Source organism: Bradyrhizobium denitrificans (genome assembly GCF_013179005.1).
GTDB classification, from domain to species: Bacteria; Pseudomonadota; Alphaproteobacteria; order Rhizobiales; family Xanthobacteraceae; genus Bradyrhizobium; species Bradyrhizobium denitrificans.
In genome coordinates, this window is the sequence record NZ_JABFDP010000013.1 from 113,599 (window position 1) to 138,814 (window position 25,216).

General features: G+C 65.3%; 20 protein-coding genes. 14 read left to right on the top strand and 6 right to left on the bottom strand.

The window, feature by feature from the left end; genetic code table 11:
* Positions 1 to 46: 46 nt before the first annotated feature.
* From HL671_RS15955 to HL671_RS16000, 10 genes are all read left to right on the top strand, one after another.
* The gene (locus tag HL671_RS15955; protein WP_041751058.1) at positions 47 to 1,003 is read left to right on the top strand and encodes an ABC transporter permease; all 957 of its coding nucleotides are present in this window, start codon (positions 47 to 49) and stop codon (positions 1,001 to 1,003) included.
* A complete protein-coding gene (locus tag HL671_RS15960) occupies positions 1,003 to 1,902 on the top strand; it encodes an ABC transporter permease (RefSeq protein WP_172236967.1) in 900 nt (299 codons plus the stop codon). Before HL671_RS15955 ends, HL671_RS15960 begins: the two co-directional genes overlap by 1 nt.
* Positions 1,903 to 2,127: 225 nt before the next feature.
* The gene (locus HL671_RS15965; protein ID WP_012046956.1) at positions 2,128 to 3,177 is read left to right on the top strand and encodes an ABC transporter ATP-binding protein; all 1,050 of its coding nucleotides are present in this window, start codon (positions 2,128 to 2,130) and stop codon (positions 3,175 to 3,177) included.
* A 28-nt stretch (positions 3,178 to 3,205) separates the two neighbouring features.
* Positions 3,206 to 3,403, top strand: a complete 198-nt coding sequence (locus HL671_RS15970; protein WP_012046955.1) for a hypothetical protein — start codon at positions 3,206 to 3,208, stop codon at positions 3,401 to 3,403.
* A complete protein-coding gene (locus HL671_RS15975) occupies positions 3,400 to 4,812 on the top strand; it encodes an amidase (RefSeq protein WP_172236968.1) in 1,413 nt (470 codons plus the stop codon). The genes HL671_RS15970 and HL671_RS15975 overlap by 4 nt, the downstream gene beginning before the upstream one ends.
* Positions 4,813 to 5,022: 210 nt before the next feature.
* Positions 5,023 to 6,006 carry an ABC transporter ATP-binding protein gene (locus HL671_RS15980; protein ID WP_172236969.1) on the top strand — a complete coding sequence of 328 codons (984 nt, stop codon included), beginning with the start codon at positions 5,023 to 5,025 and terminating at the stop codon, positions 6,004 to 6,006.
* Positions 6,007 to 6,899: 893 nt separating this feature from the next.
* A complete protein-coding gene (locus HL671_RS15985) occupies positions 6,900 to 8,120 on the top strand; it encodes an NF038122 family metalloprotease (RefSeq protein ID WP_172236970.1) in 1,221 nt (406 codons plus the stop codon).
* A gap of 873 nt (positions 8,121 to 8,993) precedes the next feature.
* Positions 8,994 to 9,986, top strand: coding sequence for an NF038122 family metalloprotease (locus HL671_RS15990; RefSeq protein WP_210263924.1), 993 nt, complete (start codon positions 8,994 to 8,996; stop codon positions 9,984 to 9,986).
* Positions 9,987 to 10,265: 279 nt separating this feature from the next.
* Positions 10,266 to 12,014: a type I secretion system permease/ATPase gene (locus HL671_RS15995; protein WP_172236971.1), complete on the top strand. Its 1,749-nt coding sequence runs from the start codon at positions 10,266 to 10,268 to the stop codon at positions 12,012 to 12,014.
* A gap of 64 nt (positions 12,015 to 12,078) precedes the next feature.
* The gene (locus tag HL671_RS16000; RefSeq protein ID WP_012046949.1) at positions 12,079 to 13,419 is read left to right on the top strand and encodes an HlyD family type I secretion periplasmic adaptor subunit; all 1,341 of its coding nucleotides are present in this window, start codon (positions 12,079 to 12,081) and stop codon (positions 13,417 to 13,419) included.
* 200 nt (positions 13,420 to 13,619) lie between these two features.
* On the opposite strand, the gene HL671_RS16005 is transcribed toward HL671_RS16000, so the two are convergent.
* From HL671_RS16005 to HL671_RS16015, 3 genes are all read right to left on the bottom strand, one after another.
* Positions 13,620 to 14,102: a CinA family protein gene (locus HL671_RS16005; RefSeq protein ID WP_172236972.1), complete on the bottom strand. Its 483-nt coding sequence runs from the start codon at positions 14,100 to 14,102 to the stop codon at positions 13,620 to 13,622.
* Positions 14,103 to 14,186: 84 nt separating this feature from the next.
* Complete coding sequence (gene tcuC / locus HL671_RS16010; protein WP_172236973.1) at positions 14,187 to 15,500, bottom strand: MFS transporter; 1,314 nt, start codon at positions 15,498 to 15,500, stop codon at positions 14,187 to 14,189.
* A 119-nt stretch (positions 15,501 to 15,619) separates the two neighbouring features.
* A complete protein-coding gene (locus tag HL671_RS16015; protein ID WP_172236974.1) occupies positions 15,620 to 16,540 on the bottom strand; it encodes a transcriptional regulator GcvA in 921 nt (306 codons plus the stop codon).
* A 115-nt stretch (positions 16,541 to 16,655) separates the two neighbouring features.
* On the opposite strand from HL671_RS16015, the gene HL671_RS16020 reads away from it, so the two are divergent.
* Together HL671_RS16020 and HL671_RS16025 are read left to right on the top strand one after the other, a co-directional pair.
* The gene (locus HL671_RS16020; protein WP_012046945.1) at positions 16,656 to 16,859 is read left to right on the top strand and encodes a DUF1127 domain-containing protein; all 204 of its coding nucleotides are present in this window, start codon (positions 16,656 to 16,658) and stop codon (positions 16,857 to 16,859) included.
* 141 nt (positions 16,860 to 17,000) lie between these two features.
* Positions 17,001 to 17,552 (top strand): GNAT family N-acetyltransferase, encoded by a 552-nt coding sequence (locus tag HL671_RS16025; RefSeq protein WP_172237019.1) that lies wholly within the window; start codon positions 17,001 to 17,003, stop codon positions 17,550 to 17,552.
* 262 nt (positions 17,553 to 17,814) lie between these two features.
* Here the strand turns inward: HL671_RS16025 and HL671_RS16030 are convergent, their stop codons facing one another.
* Both HL671_RS16030 and HL671_RS16035 read right to left on the bottom strand, forming a co-directional pair.
* Positions 17,815 to 18,516, bottom strand: a complete 702-nt coding sequence (locus HL671_RS16030) for an SDR family NAD(P)-dependent oxidoreductase (RefSeq protein ID WP_172236975.1) — start codon at positions 18,514 to 18,516, stop codon at positions 17,815 to 17,817.
* Between the two features lie 120 nt (positions 18,517 to 18,636).
* The gene (locus HL671_RS16035) at positions 18,637 to 19,656 is read right to left on the bottom strand and encodes a glutathione S-transferase family protein (protein WP_172236976.1); all 1,020 of its coding nucleotides are present in this window, start codon (positions 19,654 to 19,656) and stop codon (positions 18,637 to 18,639) included.
* Positions 19,657 to 19,761: 105 nt separating this feature from the next.
* Between HL671_RS16035 and HL671_RS16040 the strand changes: the two genes are divergently transcribed.
* Complete coding sequence (locus HL671_RS16040; protein WP_172236977.1) at positions 19,762 to 21,546, top strand: acyl-CoA dehydrogenase family protein; 1,785 nt, start codon at positions 19,762 to 19,764, stop codon at positions 21,544 to 21,546.
* A gap of 305 nt (positions 21,547 to 21,851) precedes the next feature.
* Positions 21,852 to 22,940 carry a Zn-dependent alcohol dehydrogenase gene (locus HL671_RS16045; protein ID WP_012046940.1) on the top strand — a complete coding sequence of 363 codons (1,089 nt, stop codon included), beginning with the start codon at positions 21,852 to 21,854 and terminating at the stop codon, positions 22,938 to 22,940.
* A gap of 795 nt (positions 22,941 to 23,735) precedes the next feature.
* Here the strand turns inward: HL671_RS16045 and HL671_RS16050 are convergent.
* The gene (locus HL671_RS16050; RefSeq protein ID WP_172236978.1) at positions 23,736 to 25,205 is read right to left on the bottom strand and encodes an amidase; all 1,470 of its coding nucleotides are present in this window, start codon (positions 25,203 to 25,205) and stop codon (positions 23,736 to 23,738) included.
* Between the last annotated feature and the right edge of the window lie 11 nt (positions 25,206 to 25,216).

A 25,216-nucleotide genomic window follows, 5' to 3' on the forward strand; every position in this document is an offset into this window, starting at 1 on the left:
GGTCAGGCCCGGGCATGACGGTCGATAGACGTTTAGCAGGTGACTCGTGCTCTCTTATGCTGCCAGGCGGATGGTCTATGCGATCCCGATCATCATCGGCGTCGCGCTTGTCTGCTTCATGCTCGTTCACATCACGCCTGGCGATCCCCTGGTCGCGGTGCTGCCGGCCGATGCGTCGCAGGAGTTGGCGCAGCAGCTGCGTGTGGCCTATGGCTTCGACAAGCCGCTGCCGGTGCAGTTCGGCCTGTGGCTGTGGCGTGCCGTCAATGGCGATCTCGGCAGCTCGATCGCGACGGGCCGTCCCGTGCTGGCCGAGGTGCTGCGCGCGGTCTCGAACACCGTGACGCTGGCGATCGCGGCCGCCATCATCGGTTTCTCGCTCGGCCTGTTCTTCGGCCTCATCGCCGGCTATTTCCGCGATAGCTGGATCGACAAGGTCGCGACCTCGATCGCGATCGCCGGCGTGTCGCTGCCGCATTACTGGCTCGGCATGGTCCTGGTCATTATCTTCTCGGTCGAGCTGAACTGGCTGCCCGCGGTCGGCGCCGGCCCGTCCGGCTCGGGCGCGTGGTCGTGGGACTGGGCGCATCTCCGCTTCCTGATTCTGCCGGCGATCACTACCTCGGTGATCCCGATGGGCATCATCACCCGCACCGTGCGCGCGCTGACCGGCGACATTCTCAGCCAGGACTTCGTCGAGGCACTACGTGCGAAGGGCCTGCGTGAAACCCAGGTGTTCCGCCACGTGCTGAAGAATGCGGCGCCGACCGCGCTCGCGGTGATGGGCCTGCAGCTCGGCTACATGCTCGGCGGCTCGATCCTGATCGAGACCGTGTTCTCCTGGCCCGGCTCGGGCCTGTTGTTGAACTCGGCGATCTTCCAGCGCGACCTGCCGCTCTTGCAGGGCACGATCCTGGTGCTGGCGATGTTCTTCGTCATCCTCAACCTCGTGGTCGACATCGCGCAGGCCGCGATCGATCCGCGCATCAAGCGGGGCTCGTGATGAGCGTCAGTTCGAACGCGATGAACGACGCCGCGCTGCAGGCCGCGCCCATGTCCAACGCGCGCGGCTATTGGGCGACCGTCGGCCGCCGCATTGTCCGGGACAAGGTCAGCATGGTCTGTGTCGCCATCCTGCTGCTGATCCTTCTTTCCGCGCTGCTCGCGCCCTATCTGCATCTCGCCGATCCCTATCAGGGCTCGATGATCCGCCGGCTGCGCCATATCGGCACGCCGAACTATCCGCTCGGCACCGACGAGCTCGGACGCGACATGCTGGCGCGGCTGATCTATGGCGGACGGCTGTCGCTGCTGATCGGCATCTCGCCGGTCATTCTTGCCTTCGGCCTCGGCACCATGCTCGGCCTCGTCGCCGGCTATGTCGGCGGCTGGGTGAACACTGCGATCATGCGCACCATCGACGTGTTCTACGCCTTCCCGTCGGTGCTGCTGGCGATCGCGATCTCAGGCGCGCTCGGCGCCGGCATCACCAACTCCATCGTTTCGCTGACCATCGTGTTCGTGCCGCAGATCACCCGGGTCGCCGAGAGCGTCACGACCGGCGTGCGCAACCGCGACTTTGTCGAGGCCGCGCGCGCCTCCGGTGCGAGCGCCTTCACGATCATGCGCGCGCACATGCTCGGCAATGTGCTCGGACCGATCTTCGTCTACGCGACAGGGCTGATTTCCGTGTCGATGATCCTCGCCGCAGGCCTGTCGTTCCTGGGCCTCGGCACCAAGCCGCCGGAGCCGGAATGGGGCCTGATGCTGAACACCCTGCGCACCGCGATCTACGTCAATCCCTGGGTCGCGGCGCTGCCCGGCGCCATGATCTTCGCGGTCTCGATCTGCTTCAACCTGCTCAGCGACGGCCTGCGCAGCGCCATGGACATCCGGAGCTGATGTTTGCAATGCTGATGATCAACGCCGCTCGCTCGGCAATGGCAGTGCACCTCTCCCCGCCTGCGGGGAGAGGTCGGATTGTATCGAAAGATGCAATCCGGGTGAGGGGGGACAGGTCTCACCACACAAACTCCCCGTGCGGCTGCCCCTCAACCCAACCCTCTCCCCGTAAGAATGGGGAGAGGGGGCGCACTATTTCTGCCGCGCCTGCTCGAGTACAACATCATGAGTGAAGCAACGGCAGTCACCGGGCTCGAGCCGATCGAGGACCTCGGCGGCAAGGCGCAGCCATTGCTGCGCGTGGATGGCCTCACGAAGCACTTCCCCGTTCGCGGTGGCCTGTTCGGCGCGCGCAAGACGGTGCGTGCGGTCGATGATGTCTCGTTCAACATCGGCAAAGGCGAGACCGTCGGCATCGTCGGCGAGTCCGGCTGCGGCAAGTCGACGACGGCGCGGCTCCTGATGCATCTGATGGACCGTGATGCCGGCGAGATCATCTTCGACGGCCGCCAGGTTGGCCACGAAATGACGCTGCGCGAGCTGCGCCGCGGCATGCAGATGGTGTTCCAGGATTCTTATGCCTCGCTCAATCCGCGGCTGACGATCGAGGAGTCGATCGCGTTCGGGCCGAAGGTGCATGGCATGGCCGATGGTGCCGCACGCGCGCTCGCGCGCGAGCTGCTCGGCAAGGTCGGCCTGCGGCCCGAAATCTTCGCCAACCGCTATCCGCACGAGATCTCTGGCGGCCAGCGCCAGCGCGTCAACATCGCGCGCGCGCTGGCGCTGTCGCCGCGGCTCGTCATCCTCGACGAGGCCGTCTCGGCGCTCGACAAATCGGTCGAGGCGCAGGTGCTCAATCTGCTGATGGACCTCAAGCGCGAGTTCGGTCTGACCTATCTGTTCATCAGCCACGATCTCAATGTCGTGCATTACATCTCCGACCGCGTGCTGGTGATGTATCTCGGCGAAGTCGTTGAGCTCGGCCCGGTCGAGCAGGTCTGGGCCAGGCCGGCTCATCCCTATACACGCGCTCTGCTGGCCGCGATGCCGTCGTCCGATCCGGACCGGCGCACCGAGGTGCCGCCGATCTCAGGCGATCCGCCCAATCCGATCGATCCGCCGGCCGGCTGCCGCTTCCACACCCGCTGTCCGTTCGCCGAAGCGCTGTGTTCGAATATCGCCCCTGGGTTGACGGAGCTGGATACAATGGGCCATCAGGCCGCCTGCCACATGGCGATCCCCCGTTCGGGACACAGCCGGGCCCCGGCCGCCTGACCGGCAGACACCAGCAGCGAGAAGCGGAATGACCAGACCTACGCCCCAGCAAGTCAGTGCCATCGCGGAGGCCTCCGGCCTGCCCGTCGACAAGGAGGTTGCCACCCGCATCTCCGATTCGATCGGACCGGCATTTGACGGCTTCGCCGCCATTGCAGGTACCCTGCCGTTCGATCTCGAGCCGTCCAGCTACGTCGTGGCCCAGACGCTGAAGGTGGGCCGATGAGCACCGAACCCGCGCTGATGACCCTGACCGAGGTCGCCAAGGCGATCGCCGAGAAGAAGCTGTCCTCGGTCGAGGTGACCCGCTCCTGCCTCCACCGCATTGCGGAATGGCAGCCGAAGCTGAACGCCTTCATGGCGATCGAATCAGAGCCGGCGCTGAAGGCGGCCGCCGAGGCGGATGCGGCTCTGGCCAAGGACGGTCCGAAGGGGCCGCTGCATGGTGTCCCGCTCGCCCACAAGGACATGTATTACGAAGCTGGCCACGTCTCGACCTGCGGCTCGCTGATCCGGCGTGATTTCGTGGCGACAACGACCTCGACCGCATTGCAGCGGCTGAAGGATGCCGGCGCGATTCGGCTCGGCACCCTGCAAATGGCCGAGTTCGCCTATGGCCCGACCGGCCACAACGCGCATTACGGTCCCGTGCACAATCCGTGGAAGCTCGGCTATGTCACCGGCGGCTCGTCGTCCGGCTCGGGCTCGGCGGTCGGCGCCCGCCTGACGTTCGCTGCACTCGGCTCCGACACCGGCGGCTCGATCCGCATGCCCGCGAATTTCTGCGGTGTGACCGGCCTGAAGGTGACCTGGGGCCGCGTCAGCCGCGCTGGCGCGATGCCGCTGTCGCAGTCGCTCGACACGGTCGGGCCGCTGGCGCAGACCGCCGAGGATTGCGCGCTGATGCTCGGCCTGATGGCCGGTCCCGATCCGGAGGATCCGACCGCCAGCCACGCGCCCGTGCAGGACTATGTCGCCGCCACCCAGGCCTCGATCAAGGGGTTGAAGATCGGTGTGCCCAAGGCGTTCTACGTCGATGACCTCGATCCTGAAGTGGCGCGCTGCCTCGACGCCACGATCGGCCTCCTGAAGACCGAGGGCGCCGATGTCGTCTCGGTCGAGCTGCCCGATCAGCGCCAGCTCACCGCGGCCTGCCAGCTCGTGCTCGCGGTCGAGGCCGCTGCCTTCCACAAGCGCTGGATGATCGAGCGGCCGCAGGATTACGGCCCGCAGGTGCTGATGCGGCTGCAGAACGCGCTGGCCGTCTCGGGCGTCACCTATCTCGAGGCGCTGCGCTGGCGCGGCGCGGCCCTGGCCGCGCATGTCGCGGCCACCCAAGGCATCGATGCCGTGATCGCACCGGTGTCGCCGCTGGTCACGCCGTCGATCGCCGAGAGCGATGTCGGCGGCGCACCCGGCGCCGAAGCCGTGATCCAGCGCATCACCCGCTTTACTCGTCCGGTGAATTACCTCGGCCTGCCGTCGCTCGCGATCCCGACGGGCTTCACCGCGACGGGACTTCCCGTCGGCATGCAGCTGATCGGCCGCTCCTTCGACGAGGCCACCATCCTGACCATCGGCGCCGCGTTCCAGCGTGCGACCGACTTCCACGCCAGGGTCCCGACGCTGCCATGAAGCGGAGCGGGAATCGTAGCTCGGATGAGCGGAAGCCCGCGCCCGCAGGGCGGAGGCGGACGCGACATCCGGGTTCTCACGCGGTGTCGCTGCTGAACCCGGATGTCGCTGGCGCCGACGCCGAAGAGGCGTCGTCTGTCGCTCATCCGGGCTACCAGCAACGCGCGCCGCATACGGGCACGACACCGGGTTTGTGAGGATCAAAACCCCATGACCAACCTCGTCGAGATCGACAACCTCACCATCCGCTTCACTGGCGATCGCACGGTGCATGCGGTGAACGATGTCAGCCTGTCGCTCGGCGATGGCGAGGTGCTCGGGCTGCTTGGTGAGTCCGGCTCGGGCAAGAGCGTGACGATGCGGGCGCTGATGCGGCTGTTGCCGAAGAAGCGGACGCAGATATCAGGCCAGGTCAAGGTGATGGGCCGTGACGTGCTCGCCATGGGCGATGAGGAGCTGTCGCAGTTCCGCGGCCGCATGGTGTCGATGATCTTCCAGGAGCCGGGGCTGGCGCTTGATCCGGTCTATACGATCGGCAAGCAGATTGCCGAGACCGTGATGCGGCACGAGGGCAAGAGCTACGCCGACGGCTACGCGCGGGCGCTGGAGATGCTCGATGTGGTCCGCATCCCCTCGGCGAAGCGCCGGCTGGAATCCTATCCGCACGAGATGTCGGGCGGCATGCGGCAGCGCGCGATGATCGCGCTGGCGTTGGCGTGCCGGCCCAAAGTGCTGCTGGCAGACGAGCCGACCACCGCCCTCGATGCCACCGTGCAGATCCAGATCCTGCTACTGTTGCGCGAGCTGCAGCGCGAACTCGGCATGTCCGTCATCTTCGTCACCCACGACATCGGTGTGGCGATCGAAATCTGCGACCGTGTCGCCGTGATGTATGCCGGGCAGATCGTCGAATACGGCGCGTTGCGTGACATCGTGCGCGATCCGGCGCATCCCTACGCGCGCGGCCTCCTCGCATCGACCGTGCATGCCGCCAAGCGGGGCGAGCGGTTGCAGACGATCCCGGGGACGCCGCCGTCGCTCGACCAGGCGCCGCAAAACTGTTCCTTCGCGCCGCGTTGTCAATTGGCCGAACCGCGTTGCCTCAACGCATTGCCGCCAGCCGTGAGTCTTGCCGCGGATCGCGGTGTTCGCTGCGTTCGGGCAACGGAGTCCGCGACCAGCAAGGCCATGTGAGGACGCCGCTGTCGCTTGTGAGACTCATGGTTGGACCCGAAGCAGGCTCGCAAGCACCGAACGCGCGTTCCTCGATGCACGCATCGTGCGGCACGAACGGCTGGCCGATACGTAAAAGCGCTGCTTGGCCTCATCCTGATCAGCGTGATCGTACAAACAGTCCCAGCCTTTGGCACTCCCTGTAGCATTCAAAGGCTGAGTTCGAAGCTGCCGTCGTATCGTATGCCGGGGGCCGGCTTTTGATGGCTCTTAGTATTGTTTTCGATGGGCTGTGCCCCTGATCAGGAAAAGGAACTTTGTCAATCTTATTTCGGAGCAGGCAGACTTTTGGCCGCAGATGGTCATAAGTGATCAATGAAACGATACGACCGCGCCGAATGGGCCTGCTTAGGCCAGGAAATGATGACGAATGGACATCGTCATACGATCCAACTTGTGGTGACGCGATACATTTGTATCGCGTGAATGAATTGCGACATGCGACCGAGCGTGTCTTCGGCCAGAAGCAGCCGCGAGTTCGGAAGAGCGACGCAACTTAAGATAACCAGGGCAGGGGGGCCATGGCTATGTACCGTTCGTTTTCAGCGCTGTCCGACAGGCGGCGCTATGCGCTCAGATCTCGATTCGTCCGGCTCTCGATTCAGGCGGATGAATTCTGTCGAAACGTCTTTTCTGCGCTGTGTCTCTGAGCGTCAGCGCCGCCCCCAATAGCATTGCGTAGAGCCGCTGACGGACGTCGGGAGCCATCCCAGCCATCCGCTTCGGTTCTTTTTCGACGGCTACGCATCGGCTCGGGAGGCCGATGGCGCAGAACGCCGCTGTCCGGGCGCTGAATGGCCGTGACCATTCGATCGGGACGTTCCAGACCTCAATCAAGAGCATGAGAGGACGACATGAGAACGGCTGCCAACCTGCGAGGGACCGTTGACTTCCAGGATCTCTGGGATTCGCCTTGGGAGGTCGATTCAATCTTCAGCTCATTTCACGGCCTGCAGCCCTACCAGCTGCAAGCCAATCAGCTGCAAACACAGGCGCTGCAGGACGGTGGAGACGGTGCGTCCGCCGCGGGATCAGGAGCGACTGCAGCAACGCCGGGGCAGGCTGGTCCATCGGCGCCGGCCGGTGGTTCGGTCGTGACGGTAGATTCGGGCGGCGTTGTCTTCAATCTGATCTATGATGCAGCCTCGATGTCGGCGCCTGCGAGTGTTCGCGCGGGCCTCGAGGAGGCCGCCGGTATCCTCAGCTCGTCGCTGACGGACAGGATCACCGTCAACATCAAGGTCGACATCAGCGGTACGGGCGGCGGCGGCTCAGCCGATCCTGACTGGGGCTGGAACAACATCAATTATTCAAGCGTCCACGATCTGCTCGCCGCCAGCGCGCCGCGGGGCGATCAGACGTTCAGCTCGCTTCCGTCGGGGTCGACGATCGGCGGCGCGTCTGTTGTCACCGTCTACGCCGCGCAGATGAAGCTGTTCAATCTGTTCAATCCGAACGTCACCCTTCTCAAGGCCAATGATCAGACCTCGGACGACGGATTCGTCCATCTTGCTACCGATACCCCAAATCCGGTCGCCCTGTCGCTGCATGAGCTGACCCACGCGCTCGGGCGAACGAACATGCCGCTGTCGATCACGAAGGTGCCGGAGAGCTCTCCCAGCATCTTCGAGTTCTACCGCTATACGAGTCCGGGCACGCGTCTGTACTCGGCCGATCTGCAAAAGGCACCGCCAGCCTATTTCTCGCTCGACGGTGGTCAGACCAAGCTGGCCGATTACGGTCAGACCTCGGACCCGGCCGACTTTCTCGACGGTGGCGTTCAAGGTGATCGGGATCCGTTCAACGAGTTCTATTTCAACGATACGCCCAGCACCTTGTCGATGGTCGATCTGCAGCAGATGCACGCGTTGGGCTTCCATACGTCCATTCCGGCCTTCTCGGTCGCGCAGATCACCGGAACGCCGGTTGGCAACTCTGCATCCGCGAGCGCGGTCGCGTCCGCGGGCGGAAGCAATGCGAGTGCGCCCGGTGTCGCGGATTTGCATAGCGGCTGGGATGAGCTGTTTCACAACGCGCACCCCTTGCTGCATCATGGCGATTTCCACCTCGTCTAGGGGAAGGACGCAGAGCGGACCGCCGGCTGCCATGCCGGCGGTCTCCCAGGTGCCCGCCGCGCTTCGACAGATGATCTCCCTGGATGCTCCGAGATCAGAAGGTGCCTCTGCGGCGTTGACGGCTCCTGCGCAGCGAGCGGCGGCACGGGCCGTGGTCGCATCGGAGGAACATCGGGACGTCGTACTCATCGCTAGCTGCGCGCGACCGTGGGGGCGCGCCGCGACGGCAGTCATGACGATCGAGGCGCCTTGGTCATTGCCGAGGATGCCAAAGATCGATGATGCTTCGCGTCGCGGCTGACGCTGCGTGAGAACACGGATCGTCTGTTTTCCGGAAGTAGTTGGTACGTGGCGATCCGATGTATTCAATCTAAAAGTGTGTTGCTTTCTGCGTCGATGAAACACAAAGTTCCCCCGCCGTCGTTGTTTGTCAGGGCGATGATGAAGCAATTCAGTCACCCGATCGAAGGATCGGGGACGAGGTCGGCAGCCACCCCAGAATCGTGAGCGGCGATGCGATGGTCAACGGCGGAAGGTCAGACGACGAGCGCCGTCGTGATCCGTCAATCCAAATCCGGCAAATGGCGATGCGGACGTAGGCCGCTTCGACAACATGCGTCTTGGATCACCGCTTCTTTGATTCAGGATCATTCATCATGACACGCGACGGCCGCAAAGGTCCGTCGAGCAAGCAGAGTAGACCAAATGAAGTCTGTACTGGCGCCGCATCGGGTGCTCGATCAACATCATCTCTTCGATTCACAAGATCTCTTCGACTCAGTGTTGGACGAGTTCGTCTTATCTGATCTGCCTGAAGCGGTCGGCTATCGTCTCCATGCCGTGGCGCCCGGGCCGGAACCTCAGTCTGGCGGGATGACGGCAGCTGCGCCGACGGCGCCCGCTGGCGGCGCCGTCGTGACGATCGACCAGGGAGGCATGGTCTTCAACTTGATCTACGATGCCGCCGCGATGAAGGCTCCGGCCGCGATCCGCGCCGGGATCGAGCAAGCGGCTGCCATGCTGAGCGGTGCAATCACCGACAGGATCACGGTCAACTTTCAGGTCGATGTCAGCGGGACCGGCCGGGGCGCCGACGGGGGTCCCGACAGTGTCTGGGGCCTGTCATATTCCAAGGTGCACGACCTGCTGTCGGGCAGCGCCGCGGCCGGTGATCGGACCTTCGCCTCGCTGCCCTCGGGATCTTCGATCGATGGCAGGTCGCTCATTACGGTGACCGGGGCGCAGGTGAAGCTGTTCACGCTCTACGATCCCGAGCTCAAGGTGACGGACGATCCGACGAAGCCAGCCAATGTCCATCTCAATCCGAATGATCCCACCACCGACGATGCGGGCATTCATCTCGATGCCGATGTGCCCAATCCGGTCGCGGTCGCCTTGCACGAGCTGACCCACGGTCTCGGCCGGATGCAGTTGGCGCCATCGGAAGATCTGCCGCCCATCTTCGACTTCTATCGCTATACGGCGCCGGGCGTTCGCCTGTATTCGACACAGTCCAGCACGTCTCCGGCAGCTTATTTCTCGCTCGATGGCGGCAAGACCAAGCTTGCCGATTACGGTCAGACGTCTGACCCGGCGGATTTCCTCAATACCGGCGTGCAGGGTCCGCGAGATCCGTTCAACGAGTTCGGTAACGAGAAGTCGTTTCAGTTCTTGACGATGGTGGATTTGGCGCAGATTCATGCGATCGGCTTCCACACGATCATACCCGGTTTGGCGGTCGCCCATGCCGTGGGCCACGGGGCGGATCTTGCATCCGCTCATCCCGTCGGTGGATTGGGCCTCGACGCTCAGCTCCAATCGCTCGCCCATCCTGCGGTGCTGCATGACGGCTTTCATCTGGTATAGGGTGTAGGGCGCGATGGTCTTGGCCGACCGAGTCTGACCCTGGGGTCCTCGACATCGTCGGCCGGCGCTGCGGCCGGGCTTGCCGGGCTGGCGCCTCATAAAGGCCGGCTGAATTGATACGGACGGTCTGCGGAGCGCGGCGTCGCGCCGCGCTCCTGCTCACCAACTGCTGTGCTTGGTTGCGCGGATTCGACCGGAGCAGGTATACTGAAGACGCCGCGCTCCGTCTGCCGTACACGCTCTACTAACCATCAAGCCATCTGACCTGGAAAAAGATCGATGCTGCCCCCATTCGGCACCGGACCTTCCGAGCTTCGCGACGCATTGAGGGGCTGCCGCAGCGCCTTCATCGGCGTCGGACTGATGAGTTGCGTCGTCAACCTGCTGTATCTGACCGGCTCGATCTTCATGCTCGAGGTCTACGACCGGGTGCTGCCGAGCCGGAGTGTGCCGACCCTGATCGGCCTCATCATCATCGCCGCCGGCCTGTATGTCGCGCAGGGCGCGCTCGACATGATCCGCAGCCGCATCCTCGGGCGGATCGGGACGGCGTTGGACGAAAGCCTGAATGCGCGGGTGTTCGATACGGTGGTGCGCTTGCCGCTGGCGGTCGGCGGCCGCAACGAGGGACTGCAGCCGTTGCGCGATCTCGACAACATCCGGAGCTTTCTCGGCAGCCAGGGGCCCGGCGCGTTCTTCGATCTGCCGTGGCTGCCGCTCTACCTCGCGATCTGTTTCGCCTTTCACGTCCTGCTCGGCGTCACCGCGCTGGTCGGCGCTGTCATTCTGGTGACACTGACCCTGGTCACGGAGTTCCTCACCCGGACCCCGGCTAAGGAGGCGATGGGACTCGCTGCCCGCCGCAACGATCTCGCCACCGCCAGCCGTCGCAACGCCGAAGTGCTGGTCGCGATGGGCATGGCCGGGCGGATGATGCAGCGCTGGAGCGAGACCAACGATCGATATCTCGCCGGCAACCAGCGCGCCAGCGATGTGGCCGGCGGCCTCGGCGCGATCGCCAAGGTGCTGCGCATGATGCTGCAATCGGCGGTCCTTGCGGTCGGCGCCTATCTGGTGATTCACCAGGAGGCCACCGCCGGTATCATCATCGCCGGTTCGATCCTGAGCGCGCGGGCGCTGGCTCCGGTCGATCTCGCGATCGCGCATTGGAAAAGCTTCGTGGCGGCGCGCCAGAGCTGGCACCGCCTCAGCCAGCTGCTGCACACCATGCCAGCGCGTCCCGCGCCGACCTTGCTGCAGCCGCCGGTCGGCAAGCTCTCGGTCGAGAGCATCTCGATCGTGGCGCCGGGCGACCAGAAGCTGATCGTGCAGGATGTCACCTTTGCGCTCTCGGCCGGCAATGGCCTCGGCATCATCGGGCCGAGCGCCTCGGGCAAATCCTCGCTGGTGCGGGCGCTGGTCGGTGTGTGGCGTCCGGTGCGCGGCCATGTCCGGCTTGACGGTGCGGCGCTCGATCAATGGTCCTCGGACGAGCTCGGTCGGCATATCGGCTATCTGCCGCAGGATGTCGAACTGTTCGCCGGAACGGTGACCCAGAACATCAGCCGCTTCGATCCGCACGCCTCCGCCGATGCCGTCATCGCCGCGGCAAAGGAAGCCGGCGTCCACGACATGATCATCAAGATGCGCGAGGGCTACGACACCCAGGTCGGCGAGCAGGGCGCGGCGCTCTCGGCGGGACAGGCGCAGCGGGTGGCGCTGGCGCGCGCCCTTTACGGCAAGCCGTTCTTGATCGTGCTCGACGAGCCGAACTCGAATCTCGATACTGAGGGCGACGAGGCCCTGTCGCGCGCGGTGCGCTCGGCGCGTGCGCGCGGGGCCATTGTCATCGTCGTCGCACACCGGCCGATCGGCATCGAGGCCGTCGATCAGGTGCTGGTGATGAAGGATGGCCGGATGCAGGCGTTCGGCGCCAAGGAAACGGTGCTCGCGCAGGTCCTGCAGCCACGCGGCGCGCCGCCGTCGCCGATCAAGATCGTCTCCGAGGCAGGGGTCGCCAAGTCATGACCGTCGAACAAGTCATGACCGTCGAATCCCATGAACCGTCGAATCCTATGAGCAGCCAGGTTCCATGAGCAGCCAAGTCATCACAGGCGCCGCGATCGGACCGGGCAAGACGGTCGGGGTGCGGCAGTCGATCCGGCTGCACCTGATCGTCGGCATGGCCGTGGTCGCGGTCGTCGCTGGCGGGCTCGGCGGCTGGGCCGCGACCCAGCAGATCTCCGGCGCGCTGATCGCGCCCGGCCAGATCGTGGTCGAATCCAACGTCAAGAAGGTGCAGCATCCGACCGGTGGTGTCGTCGGCGAGCTGCGGGCCCGCGACGGCGATGTCGTCAAGTCCGGCGATATCGTCGTGCGGCTCGACGACACGGTGACCAAGGCGAGTCTTGCCATCGTCACCAAGAACCTCGATGCGCTGCTGGCGCGCGCCGCCCGGCTGGAGGCCGAGCAGCGTGGCTGGGCCAAGATCCTGTTCCCGCAGCAGCTGCTGCAGCGGCTGAGCGACCCCGACGTCAGCGGCCTGCTGGCGTCGGAGACCAAGCTGTTCGAGGTGCGCGTCAATGGCCGCATCGGCCAGAAGGCGCAGCTGCGCGAACGCGTCGCCCAGCTCACCGAGGAGATCGAGGGCCTCTCGGCGCAGGTCAGCGCCAAGGAGCAGGAGATCGCGCTGGTGCAGAAGGAACTCGAGGGCGTGCGCCAGCTCTATGAGCAGCATCTGGTGCAGCTGTCGCGCCTGACCACATTGGAGCGCGACACCGCCCGCCTCAACGGCGAGCGCGCGCAATTCATCGCCGCCCGGGCCCAGGCCAAGGGCAAGATCAGCGAGACCGAGCTGCAGATCATCCAGGTCGACAAGGACATGGTCAGCGAGGTGTCGAAGGATCTGCGCGAGACCACCGACAAGATCGGCGAGTTCGTCGAGCGCAAGGTCACCGCCGAGGACCAGCTGCGCCGGGTCGACATCCGCGCGCCGCAGGACGGCATGGTGCTGCAATCCTCCGTCCACACCGTCGGCGGCGTCATCACCGCCGGCGACACGATCATGCTGATCGTGCCGCAGGCCGACGACCTGCAGGTTGAGGCCAAGGTCAACCCGCAGGACATCGACAAGCTGCAGGTCGGCCAGAAGACGCTGCTGCGGCTGTCCGCTTTCAACCAGCGCACAACGCCGGAGCTGAACGGCGTGGTCAGCCGCGTCTCGCCCGACGTCACCACCGACCAGCGCACCGGCCAGAGCTATTACACCATCCGCGTGTCGATGCCGCCGCAGGAGATCGCCCGGCTCGGCGACGTCAAGCTGATCCCGGGCATGCCGGTGGAGGCCTTCGTCCAGACCGGCGATCGCACCGTTCTGTCCTATCTGATGAAGCCGCTGCACGACCAGCTGATGCGGGCGTTCCGGGAGAAGTGAGGGCCGCAGCCTGCCTTGATAGTTAGGGCCACCGGCGGGACCCCCATACCGCTCTCGTCCCCATAATCACCGGTGGACGTTGGCTTGCGCGACAGGTCAATGCTCTGCTTGCCCCAAGTGAGATCACGCGGGATGGGTCCCGGATCGGCGTCCACCGACGCTTCGCGTCATCGGGCTTGCCCGGGACGACACCGAACGGCCTACTGATCAAGCTTCGTCAGCAGCAGCTCCAGCGCGCTCCTCGCGAATAGCTGCATGTTGGCGAAGCGGTCGCTGCGGCCGCTTTCCAACGTGACCACGGCGGTTGCGGGGCCGGCCACGGCGCAGCAGGCATGGCCAGCGGCGTCGCCATAGCGGTTGCCGGTCGGGCCGGCCGCGCCGGTCTCCGACAATCCCCAATCGGTCGCAAAGCGCGTCCTGATCTGCCGCGCCAGCAGCTCAGCATAGTGCTCGGAGGCGGAGCGGATGCCCTTCATCGCCTCGTCCGGAATGTCCATCAGCACGCGCCGCGCATCGCGGGTGTAGACCACGGCGCCGCCGAGGAAATAGGCCGAGGCGCCGGGCACCGCGAGCAGCGCGGCCGCGACCAGCCCGCCCGCCGACGATTCCGCAACCGCAATGGTCTGCTTGCGCGCGACGAGGCGCTGCGCAACCTGCTCGGCGATGGCGATCAGCTCATCCATGACAGACCTCATTTCCGCTCCGGCCGCACAAAAAAGCGGGCGGCATCCGATGATGCCGCCCGCGACGATCACAGGCAACCAGGTTCAGGCCGTCGCCGGCTCGCGCGTCGCCACGGCCTGCTTGCCGCCGCGATAGACGGTCAGGGCGGCGATGATGCCGAGCACGGCCGCGAACATCAGCCAGAAGCCGGGCGAGGCCTTGTCGCCGGTTTTCTCGATCAGCCACGTCGCGGCGAACGGCGTGAAGGTGCCGAACAGCGCCGCGGCGAGCGCGAAGGCCAGCGAGAAGCAGGTGGTGCGGACATGCGCCGGCACGATCTCGACCAGCGCGCCCAGCATAGTGCCGCTGTACATGCCGAAATAGAATGAGAACATCATCTCGACCGCCAGCATCTTGCCGAAGCTCGGCGCCGATACCAGCCAGCTCAACGCCGGATAGGCGGTCAGCAGCGCCAGGGTCGCGATCGTGATCAGCACCGGCTTGCGGCCGATACGGTCGGACAGCGCGCCGCCGACCGGGTTCCAGATGAAGTTGGTCACCGCGACCAGCAGCGTCACCAGCAGCGCGTCCGCCGACGACAGCTTCAGCACGGTCTTGCCGAATGTCGGGGTGTAGACGGTGACGAAATAGAACGTCGTCGTGGTCAGGATCGCGATCATCATGCCGAGCAGCACGATGCGCCAATTGGCGAGCGCCGAGGCGAACACTTCGCGGGCCGTGGGATGCTTCTTCATGGCCAGGAAGGCCGGCGTCTCCTCCAGCGTGCGGCGCAGGAAGAAGATCAGCGGGATGATGAGGCAGCCGACGAAGAACGGGATGCGCCAGCCCCAGGCGGTCACGGTAGCGGCCGGCATGGCCTCGCTCAGCAGATAGCCGAGGATGGAGGCGACGAAGATCGCGACCTGCTGGCTCGAGGATTGGAACGAGGTGTAGAAGCCGCGATTGCCGGGCGTGGCGATCTCCGACAGATAGACCGAGACACCGCCGAGTTCGACGCCCGCGGAGAAGCCCTGCAACAGGCGGCCCAGCAGCACGATCACCGGTGCAGCGATGCCGATGGTCTCATAGGTCGGGCAGAAGGCGATGACGACGGTGCCGGCCGCCATGATGCCGAGCGTCACGATCAGCCCCTGGCGGCGGCCGATCTTGTCGATATAGGCGCCGAGCACGATGGCGCCGACCGGGCGCATCAGGGCGCCGAGCCAGAACACGCCGAACGTGTTCAGGAGCGAGGCCGTCTCGTCGGTCGACGGGAAGAACGCCTTGCCGATCGCCGCCGCGTAGAAACCGAACAGGAAGAAGTCGAACTGCTCGAGGAAATTGCCGCTGGTGGCGCGCAGGATCGCGCCGATCCGCGAATTGATGGTGGGCGCCTGGGAGGCAGAGGGCTGTGACACGCGAAGAAACTCCTACCGTCGCATGGCTCGTGCGGAAGAATTTCTGCGCCGGCCGTCGGAAATGGTGCGGCAATTTGCCATGCGACATCCTGTCGGCCAATAGGTTTGCGGACAAATGCCTAACGCTGAACAGGATTTCGCGCTTCACGGGTTTGCTGCGCTGCACTCTTGAGCCATTGCCGGAAGGCCGTGAGCTTCGGCGCGTCGGTGCGGCCCTCCGGCGTCACCAGATAGAACCCGGCGTCGCTCGGCAGCGCCATTTTGAACGGGACGACGAGGCGGCCTTTGGCGATGTCGTCCTGGACATAGGCGGTGCGGCCGATGGCGACGCCGAGCCCGTCAATCGCGGCCTGAACGGTCATGAACAGCAGATCGAAGCTGAGGCTGCTCTGCCGCGAGATTTCTACCGGCAGGCCCGCTGCCGTCAGCCACAACCGCCAGTCGTCGTCATAGCCGCCGCTCGCTTGCAGCAACGTATGGTGGGCAAGGTCCTCCGGGCAGCGCAGCGGCTTGTCGCCCTGCAGCAGGGCCGGGCTGCAGACCGGAAACAGTTCGTCGGCCATCAGCCATTCGGCGCGGGCGCCAGGCCAATGGCCGCGGCCGTAGCGGATTGCAGCGTCGACATCGTCCTTCCGGAAATCGACCAGGCTGGTGGACGTCGTGATGCGCACGTCGATGCCGGGGTGAGCCTCCTGGAACGCGATCAGCCTTGGCAACAGCCATTTGGCCGCCAGCGAGGCGATGGTGGAGACCGTCAGCACCTTTCCATTGTCCTTGCGCACCAGCCGCTCGGTCGCCAGCCTGAGATCGTCGAAGGCGGCGCGCACCAGCGGCAGATAATCGCGGGCCTGCGGCGTCAGCGCGAGGCTGCGGTTCTGCCGCACGAACAGCCGAATGCCGAGTTCGTCCTCCAACCGCTTGATCTGGTGGCTGATCGCGGTCTGCGTCACGTTCAATTCGGAGGCGGCGCGGGTGAAGCTGAGATGCCGCGCTGCGGCCTCGAACGCCCGCAATCCGTTCAGAGAGGGTAGCCGCGGCATCCTCCAGGCCTCCTCAATCATGATTTTAATTCATCCGAAACGGTAGCAAATGTCGTTTGTGAATGATCATTTTGCGGTCGATATTGCAGCTTCATTGTATTTCCAGGAGGCTTCCATGTCCATTTACGTCTCCTCGCTGATGACGAAAAATCATACCCGCGGCCTGTGGTCCGGGGTGGCCGAGCTGCTCGCGGCCTGGCGCTTCCGCTACCGCACGCGGCACGAACTGTCGCTCTGGTCGGAGCGTGACCTGCACGATCTTGGTTTGTCCCGCAGCGACATCGCCGCTGAGATCGACAAGCCATTCTGGCGGGCGTGACCCCTCACTCGCCCCGCCGCCGGCGCTGCTCCGCGAAGGACGGCGCCGGCAACCCGCCGCGAGGAGCCCGCGATGCCGAGATCAGCCATTGTCGACCACGTCGCTGTGGCCGACGTCATCCTGACGCGGCGCGGCGAGGCGGTGCACTTGCGCTTCGTGACGCCGGATGATGCCGAGCTGTTGCAGGCCTATATCCGCCGCCTCAGCCCGCGCTCGCGCCACAAGCGCTTCCTCGGCGCGCTGAGCGAGCTGCCCAAGGCGGTGCTCGATGACTTCGTCGCGCTCGGCCGCAACGACCGTTACAGCCTGGTGGCGATCATGACGCAGGACGGCGTTGAGAGTGTCGTCGCCGAGGCGCGCTATGCGCTCGATCGCGCCAGCGGTCGCGTCGAGTTCGGCCTGTCGGTGCAGGACCGCTGGCATGGCCACGGCATCGGCCCGGCGCTGATCGCGCATCTCGAACAGCGCGCGCTCACCCTCGGCGGCGTCGTGCTGTCGGGCGACGCGCTGCGCACCAATGACGTCATGATTGCGCTGGCCCGCAAGGCCGGTTTCGCGATCCAGCCGCATCCGGATGACTGGACCTTGGTGCGGTTCGAGAAGGTGCTGACGGGACTCGTCGCGCAGTCGTCAAGCTCTGGCCTGCAAATGGTCGGTCACGAGCCGCGCAACACAGCGCATGCCATCACATGAGGGGCGTCATGCCCCGCGCAGCCGAAGCATCCAGTATGCCGCGGCCTCTCGGTGTTTCTCGCTGTGAGCTGCGGTTACTGGATCGCCCGGTCAAGCCGGGCGATGACGGTTGCTATGAGGCGATCATCTATCCCCGTCATTGCGAGCGCAAGCGAAGCAATCCAGAGTCCTTGCTCGGCCCTGGATTGCTTCGCTTGCGCTCGCAATGACGGGGTGAGAGAGCGGTGCTCGACCAGCTACGGCCCTTAAGCGACATCGGTTCTCAGAACGTCTCCACCCAGGGACGCAGCTCCATCTCCCATGTCCAGGCGCTGCGCGGCTGCTGCAGCACGCTCCAATAGCTCGCCGCAATGGCGTCGGGATCAAGCATGGAGTCCGGGCGCTCCGCGGGCTCCTGACGCTCCGCGCTCTTGATGCCGCCATCGATGACGAAATGCGCGACATGAATGCCCTGCGGCGACAGCTCGCGCGCCATGCTCTGGGCGAGGCCGCGCAAAGCGAACTTGCCCATCGCGAACGGCGCCGATTGCGCATAGCCCTTCACGCTCGCCGAGGCGCCGGTAAACAGGATGGCGCCATGCTTGTTCGGCAGCATGCGTTGCGCCGCCTGCTGCGCCACCAGGAAGCCGCCGAACGCGCTCACGGCGATGGCGTTCTGCACGTCGGCCGGCACGAGATCGACCAGCGCGCCGCGCGCCCGGGCGCTGGCATTGTAGACCACGAGATCAGGTGGGCCGATCTCGCGCTCGACGAGGCCGAACAGCCGTTCCACCTCATCCGGATTGGTGGCGTCGCACGGATAGGCGCGGGCGCCGGTCTCGCTGCAGAGCGCGCCGAGCTTCTCGATCTTGCGCGCGGCCAGCGCCACGCGGATCTTCTCGCGCGCGAACAGCCGGGCCAATGAGGCGGAGAGCCCCTCGCCGGCACCGACGATCAGGGCGATCTTGTAGGCAGGGATGTCCATCAGCTTGTCCTCGGCAAAGTCCTGGCCAGACTCCTGGCCGAAATCCTGGCGATGCGCCCGCTCAAGCTAGTGCAGCCGGTGTCATCTTCCTACCGTTCATCCCCACAATTCTGCCGGAGGTCAGGCCGGACGCGGCTGCAATCCCGCCAGGCAGCCGATCTCCTCCAGCACCACGTCGAGCCGGCTGCGGTCATGCAGGAAGGCGTATTTGCCGCGCAGCATCGCCAGCGACCGCGCATGATATTTCTGAGGCTTCTGCGTCCAAAGGGCGCCGTCGAGCTGGACGGTGAACAAGTCGCGATTGTCAGCCAAAGCCTGCTCGTTGGCGAGCGTCCATGGCATGAACAGCGCGCCGACCTGTCGCGTCAGGATCGGCATCAGGGTCAGCGACAATTCGGGCCATAGCTCGAAATCGCCTTCGGCGCGCGGCCACAGCATGCGATGAATCCAGGCCAGCACGTGGGGCGCGTTGCCCTCGATCAGCGCGCCGGCGGTCGGATCGGTCCACAGCTCGTAGAACTGGCCCCACAGACCGAAATCGCCATAGGCTGGCCGCCCGCCGAACAAATAGGGCCGGACCGCCAGATGCCGCTCCAGGAGACCGAGCATCTCGACGAACCCGCGCTCGATCTGCGGCGCGTTGACCTCGTTCGATCCGACATACCACAGGCGCTCCACCATCCGGGCGCGGATCTTCTCGGCGACCTTTGCAAAGCTGGCCTCATCGGCTTTCGGCGCGACCATGCGGGCGATGCGCCCGGCGGAGGCCCGCTGATCGACATCGCGCGCCCAGCGATAGTGGAACATCCATTTGTTGCCCCACTCGTCGCCGAATTCCTCGATGAGCGCGGAGATGAAGCTCGTCAGCACGTCGCCGGGATGGATCGACGGTTCCTGGAAATCGAGCTCGAGCGCGTCGATGATCGGCGTGGAATCCTGCATCGGCTGCTCGTCCGGTGAGACCACCAGCGGAATGATCGGCAGCTTGGCGTGCCGCGCATACTCCGCTTCGCTTTCCGCGTTGCGCAATATCCAATGATGCGGAATGCCCTTGTAACGCAGATACGATCGCACCTTGACCGAATAGGGCGACATCTCCGCCCCGAAGATGCGATAAACCTCGGTCGGTTGATTGGTCATGGATCTGCTCCCTCGCGCGTTCGAGCATGGGACGTGGTGTACCCGATCAGATGCAACCTGTCGAAGAGTCCATCAGAGACTTGAGCAACGAACGAGGGCTTAACTATGCATCAGTTCCTGAAGCGCGAGGACGTCATGACCGGCGGCGCCAGGCCGGCGCTGCTGGCGCCGGATACCACCGGGCTGAACTTTTATCGCGCCGATCCAGCGCTCTCGGACCTCCTGCGCATCCATCTGCCTGACACCCTGTTCCGTCACCTCACGCCGCATCTCGACCGGCTCGGTGAACTGGCCGGCGGCTATCTGGACGAGTGCGCCCGGCTCGCCGACCGCCACGGGCCAGTGCTGCATCAGCGCGACCGGTTCGGCCGCGACATGCAGTGGATCGAGTATCACCCCGCTTATCGCGAACTGGAGCGCGCCGCCTTCGGCGAGTTCGGCATTCACGCGATGTCGATCCGCAAGGGCATTCTCGGCTGGCCCGACAAATATCCTGTCGTCGCCAAGCACGCCTTCACCTTCCTGTTCAACCAGGCGGAGTTCGGGCTGGGATGTCCGATCAATGTCACCGATGGCTGCGCCAAGCTGCTGGCGAGCTTCGGCAGCGATGGGCTCAAGGCGAGATATCTCGACGGCCTGACGCAGACCGATATGCGGAAGCTGACCCAGGGCGGCCAGTTCATGACCGAGAAGGAGGGCGGCTCCGACGTCGGCACCTTGACGACGGTCGCGGTGCCCGAGGGCCATCATTGGCGCCTGCATGGCGAGAAATGGTTCTGCTCGAATGCCGACGCGAAGGTGGTGATGCTCCTGGCGCGCCCGCAAGGTGCCGACAGCGGCACGCGCGGCGTCGGACTGTTCCTGATGCCGCGCTTCCTCGATGACGGCAGCCAGAACCAGTATCGGATCGTCCGCCTGAAGGACAAGCTCGGCACCCGCTCGATGGCCTCGGGCGAGATCAAGCTCGAAGGCGCAATCGCTTATGCGGTCGGCCGGCTCGATCGCGGCTTCGTGCAGATGGCCGAGATGGTCAATTCGTCGCGCCTCTCCAACGGCGTCAAATCGACCGCGCTGATGCGGCGCGCCTGGCACGATGCGATCACGGTGGCGCGCAACCGCGTGGTATTTGGCCAGCGCATTGTCGACCTGCCGCTCGGGCGCCGCCAGCTGATGAAGATCCTGCTCGCCACCGAGCAGGCGCTGTCGACGAGTTTTCTCACCGCCGACGCGCTCGATCGGGCCGAGGCCGGCAGCCAGGATGCGGCAGCGCTGCTGCGCATCCTGACGCCGACCTTGAAGTTCCGGGCGACGCGGGATGCCCGCAAGGTCTGCGGCGATGCGTTGGAGATGCGCGGCGGCATCGGCTATGTCGAGGAGTTCGTCACCGCGCGGCTGCTGCGCGACGCGCATCTCGGCTCGATCTGGGAAGGCACCGGCAACATCGTCGCGCTCGATGCGCTCAAGCGCGCGATCGGCCGCCATGGCGCGGACGCCGCGCTCGCAGCCGATCTGCATGCGCGGCTCGACGACAGCAATGCCGTTCCGCAGGCCTGGCGCGATCAGCTGCATCGCCTCGTCGATCGCGCCGTCGGCTTTGCGCGCGAGGTCGCTGGCCGCGCCGACAACGAAGCCGAGGCGCGACGCGCCACCAGCCTGCTGTATCACGTCGCCAGCGCCGTTTCTCTTACCTGGGAAAGCGCGCGCATCCACGCGCTGCGCGGCGACGCGCGGCGCCTGCTGCTGGCCAGGCTCGTGGTCGATCATCGGCTGATGCCGTCCGATCCATTCCGGCTTACGGAAAACAAGGCGGATGATGCGATCGCAACGCTGCTACTTGGCGAGAACGTCGCCAACATGGGAGAGGTTGGCGAACTGCTAACAGCGGCGTAGTCTCTCGGAATGTCACGATGATGGATCGCGACCTCATGACGAAGCTCATAGCTTCTGGTCTGTGCGAGTGATGAGCGAACAAGGCGCGGCGACGTCGGTGCACCTCGCCCCGCTTGCGGGGCGAGGCCGGATGGCATCATCAGATGCCATCCGGGTGAGGGGGGACAGGTCTAACCCTTCGCACCATCCGTGCGTCTGCCCCTCACCCCCACCCTCTCCCCGTGAAGAACGGGGAGAGGGAGCGCAGCACCCGCGTCCAAACAGCTGAGCCTCAACTGAGAACAAACAAAACCGGGAGAACGCCAATGAAAGCCGCCGTGCTGATGGAGGTCAACAAGCCGCTGGTGATCGAGGACATCAGCGTGCCCAAGCCGGGGCCGCGCGAGGTGCTGATCCGCACCGCTGTCGCCGGTCTCTGCCATTCCGACCTGCATTTCATCGAAGGGCTGTATCCGCATCCGCTGCCGGCGGTGCTCGGCCATGAATCCGCAGGGATCGTCGAACAGGTCGGCTCCGACGTGACTTATGTTAAGCCCGGCGATCACGTCGTCACCTGTCTTTCGGTGTTCTGCGGCACCTGCGACAATTGCACCACCGGCCGGCCGGTGCTGTGCACCGACACGACGGTGAAGATGCCGCCCGGCGCCTCCAACCGGCTGTCATGGGGACGAAGCGAGAAGCTGCACCAGTTCCTCAATCTGTCATCCTTCGCCGAGCAGATGCTGGTGCACGAGAACGCGATCGTGAAGATCCGACCGGACATGCCGCTCGATCTTGCCGCGCTGATCGGCTGCGGCGTCATCACCGGCTATGGCGCGGTGGTCAACACCGCGCGGGTGACGGCCGGCGAGACGGTGGCCGTGATCGGCTGCGGCGGCGTCGGCATGGCCGCGATCAACGGCGCTGAGATCGCGGGCGCCGGCCGCATCATCGCCATCGACACCAATCCGGCCAAGCTGCAACTCGCGACGAAATTGGGCGCCACCGACATCATCAATCCGGCCGACGGCGATGTCGTGGCGCAAGTGCGCGAGCTGACCAAGGGCGGCGTGCATCACGCCTTCGAGGTGCTTGGACGCAAGGAGACCGCCGAGCAGGCCTTCGCGATGCTGGCGCCGGGCGGCACAGCGACCATCGTCGGCATGATCCCGTTCGGCCAGAAGATCGAGCTGCACGGGTTCGATTTCCTGCGCGAGCGCCGCATCCAGGGCTCGTCGATGGGCTCCAACCATTTCCGCGTCGACATGCCCCGCCTCGTCGAATTCTACCTGCGCGGCAGGCTGCACCTGGAAGACTGGATCTCCGCCAAGCTGAAACTGTCCGAGATCAACGAGGGCTTTGCCAATATGAAAGCCGGCAAGACGCTGCGCAGCGTGATCGTCTTCGATGCGTGAAGGCATTTGATTTCGAGCCGGCGGCAGCCGTCCAGCGCTTTGCCGGCTGGTTTACTCGTCATGCCCGGGCTTTGTCCCGGGCGTCCACGTCTCTCCAGGCATTCAGCGCGCGGATGGCCGGGACCAGCCCAGCCATGCCCACAACATTTTCGTTGCTATTTTTCCGAAATCGTGTTCTTCTTTGTCCAACCCGCCTCCTGCAAGGGGCGTACGCGTCGTCACGATACGCGAGGTGGGCTGCGGTGGCCGCGACCGGAGGCGCTTGACGAGCGCAGACGGCACGGACCTGAAGTGACAGGGTCCTGACACCCCGAAGCTGGTGTCCAGCATGACGCGCCTGAGCGCGTCGTGCGACATGGTGGCCAACAAGCCGGCGCACCAGGGAGACTGTCTATAAGGGTGAAGACCATCGCGCAGGGAAGGCCGGTTGCTCCGGCTGAGCCTGTGGTTCCTTCCCCGTGCATTCTTTTCGCACGGGGGCCGCAGGTGCCAGTCGGCACCTGGCCTTCCCTGCGCCCTCGCATCTTTCGAGGGACATGCCGACCGCATGATCCGGGCGTCACGCGCCGCGGAGCCACGGGGGCATGTCCACTGCTTGTCAGGTGAATAGGGTGGGCACGCGATGTTTCCCCTCGTCATTGCGAGCGCAGCGAATTAGTCCAGCCTGTCTATGTTGAGGCAGTCTGGATTGCTTCGGTGCAAGAGTGCCTCGCAATGACTGAGTGGGGAGAGTTGAGGTTCAAACTCGCGACTGTGATTGTGGTCAGGCGCGGTTCACGTCGTTGCGGACGCCAACTAATCCGCGAACATCGGCGGCGGGACGAAGCCGCCGAATTCGCGTTCGATCAGCTCGGCGAGCTTGAGCGGCGTGCGGTCTTCGAGGAAGGGGCCGACGATCTGCATGCCGACGGGAAGCTCGCCGGCGAGCCCGAGCGGGATCGCCGTCGCGGGCAGGCCGGGCAAGGTGGCCATGCCCGGCCAGGCGAGCTGGTCGTTGTAGTCGTGCGCGACGCCGTCGATGCTGATGCGGCGTTCCCGCTGATCCGGAGAGTGGTCATGCGGAAAGGCGGGCGTCGGCATGATCGGGCAGATCACCGCATCGAAGCTCTCGAACAGGGCCCGCCATTGCGCGCGCAGCCCGAAGCGGGCGTTGTTGGCCTGCACCCAATCGCGATGGCTGAGCGCGATGCCGCGCAGACGTTCGGCCGCGAGGCTGTTGGCTTCCTTCGGCAGCTGCGCGGCCGCCTGGCCGGCGCCGGCATGCACGTCCGGCGGCATGATGGCGCCGAGGAAGCCGAGCAGGAGGCGCATATAGAGTCGGCTGGATGCGGCGAAGTCCGGCAGCAACGGGCTCTCACGTGCGACATTGACGCCAAGCTTGGCGAGATCGGCGGCGAGCCGCTCAATGGCGCCACGCACGGCGCCATCGGTCGGCAGCACCGGGTTGCTCGCAATCACCAGGATCCGATAATCCTGCAGGCGCGCATGCCGCGCCGGCGGCAGCTGCAGCCGATACGCCTTGCCGGCCTCGAGCGGATCAGGTCCTGCCATCACGTCGAGCAGCAGCGACAGACCGGCCGCCGAGCGCGCCATCGGGCCGACCACCGCGAGATCCGCCTCGTTCGGCAGTGGCTGGAACGGCGGCGGCGTGTGGCCGCGGGTGGGCACGAGGCCATAGGTCGGCTTGTGCGCCGCGATGCCGCAATGGAATGCCGGCACGCGCAGCGATCCGCCGATGTCGGAGCCGAGCGACAGCGAGCCGTAGCCGACTGCCAGCGCCGCGGCCGAGCCGCCGGAGGAGCCGCCCGGCGTGCGGCCGAGATCGAACGGATTGTTGGTGGTGCCGTAGATGTCGTTGTAGCTCTGCCAATCGCCGAGCCCGATCGGCACGTTGGTCTTGCCGAGCACGATGCCGCCGGCGTCCTTGACGCGCGTCACCGTCAGCGCATCCTCGGCGGCGATGAAATTCTTCTGCTGCGGAAAGCCCCAGGTCGTCGGCAGCCCGGCGACGTTGTAGGACTCCTTCACGGTCAGCGGCAGGCCGAGCAGCGGCCGGCGCTCGCCGCGCGCCAGGCTCGCATCGGCGGCGTGCGCCGCCTCCAGCGCGCGTTCGAAATCGCGCACGCAGATGGCGTTGATCTTGTCGTCATGTCGCGCGATGCGGTCGATCGCGAGCTGTGTCAGTTCGACCGAAGAGATTTCGCGATCCGCCAGAGCCTTCGCCGTGTCGACGGCGGTCGCGAACGTCCATTGCGATGCAGCCAAGGTCCTGCTCC

Coding starts and splice junctions, on each gene's coding strand:
- HL671_RS15960 (WP_172236967.1), top strand. CDS start 1,003: ATGAGCGTCAGTTCGAACGCGATGAACGACGCCGCGCTGCAGGCCGCG.
- HL671_RS15965 (WP_012046956.1), top strand. CDS start 2,128: ATGAGTGAAGCAACGGCAGTCACCGGGCTCGAGCCGATCGAGGACCTC.
- HL671_RS15970 (WP_012046955.1), top strand. CDS start 3,206: ATGACCAGACCTACGCCCCAGCAAGTCAGTGCCATCGCGGAGGCCTCC.
- HL671_RS15975 (WP_172236968.1), top strand. CDS start 3,400: ATGAGCACCGAACCCGCGCTGATGACCCTGACCGAGGTCGCCAAGGCG.
- HL671_RS15980 (WP_172236969.1), top strand. CDS start 5,023: ATGACCAACCTCGTCGAGATCGACAACCTCACCATCCGCTTCACTGGC.
- HL671_RS15985 (WP_172236970.1), top strand. CDS start 6,900: ATGAGAACGGCTGCCAACCTGCGAGGGACCGTTGACTTCCAGGATCTC.
- HL671_RS15990 (WP_210263924.1), top strand. CDS start 8,994: ATGACGGCAGCTGCGCCGACGGCGCCCGCTGGCGGCGCCGTCGTGACG.
- HL671_RS15995 (WP_172236971.1), top strand. CDS start 10,266: ATGCTGCCCCCATTCGGCACCGGACCTTCCGAGCTTCGCGACGCATTG.
- HL671_RS16000 (WP_012046949.1), top strand. CDS start 12,079: ATGAGCAGCCAAGTCATCACAGGCGCCGCGATCGGACCGGGCAAGACG.
- HL671_RS16005 (WP_172236972.1), bottom strand. CDS start 14,102: ATGGATGAGCTGATCGCCATCGCCGAGCAGGTTGCGCAGCGCCTCGTC.
- HL671_RS16015 (WP_172236974.1), bottom strand. CDS start 16,540: ATGCCGCGGCTACCCTCTCTGAACGGATTGCGGGCGTTCGAGGCCGCA.
- HL671_RS16020 (WP_012046945.1), top strand. CDS start 16,656: ATGTCCATTTACGTCTCCTCGCTGATGACGAAAAATCATACCCGCGGC.
- HL671_RS16030 (WP_172236975.1), bottom strand. CDS start 18,516: ATGGACATCCCTGCCTACAAGATCGCCCTGATCGTCGGTGCCGGCGAG.
- HL671_RS16035 (WP_172236976.1), bottom strand. CDS start 19,656: ATGACCAATCAACCGACCGAGGTTTATCGCATCTTCGGGGCGGAGATG.
- HL671_RS16040 (WP_172236977.1), top strand. CDS start 19,762: ATGCATCAGTTCCTGAAGCGCGAGGACGTCATGACCGGCGGCGCCAGG.
- HL671_RS16045 (WP_012046940.1), top strand. CDS start 21,852: ATGAAAGCCGCCGTGCTGATGGAGGTCAACAAGCCGCTGGTGATCGAG.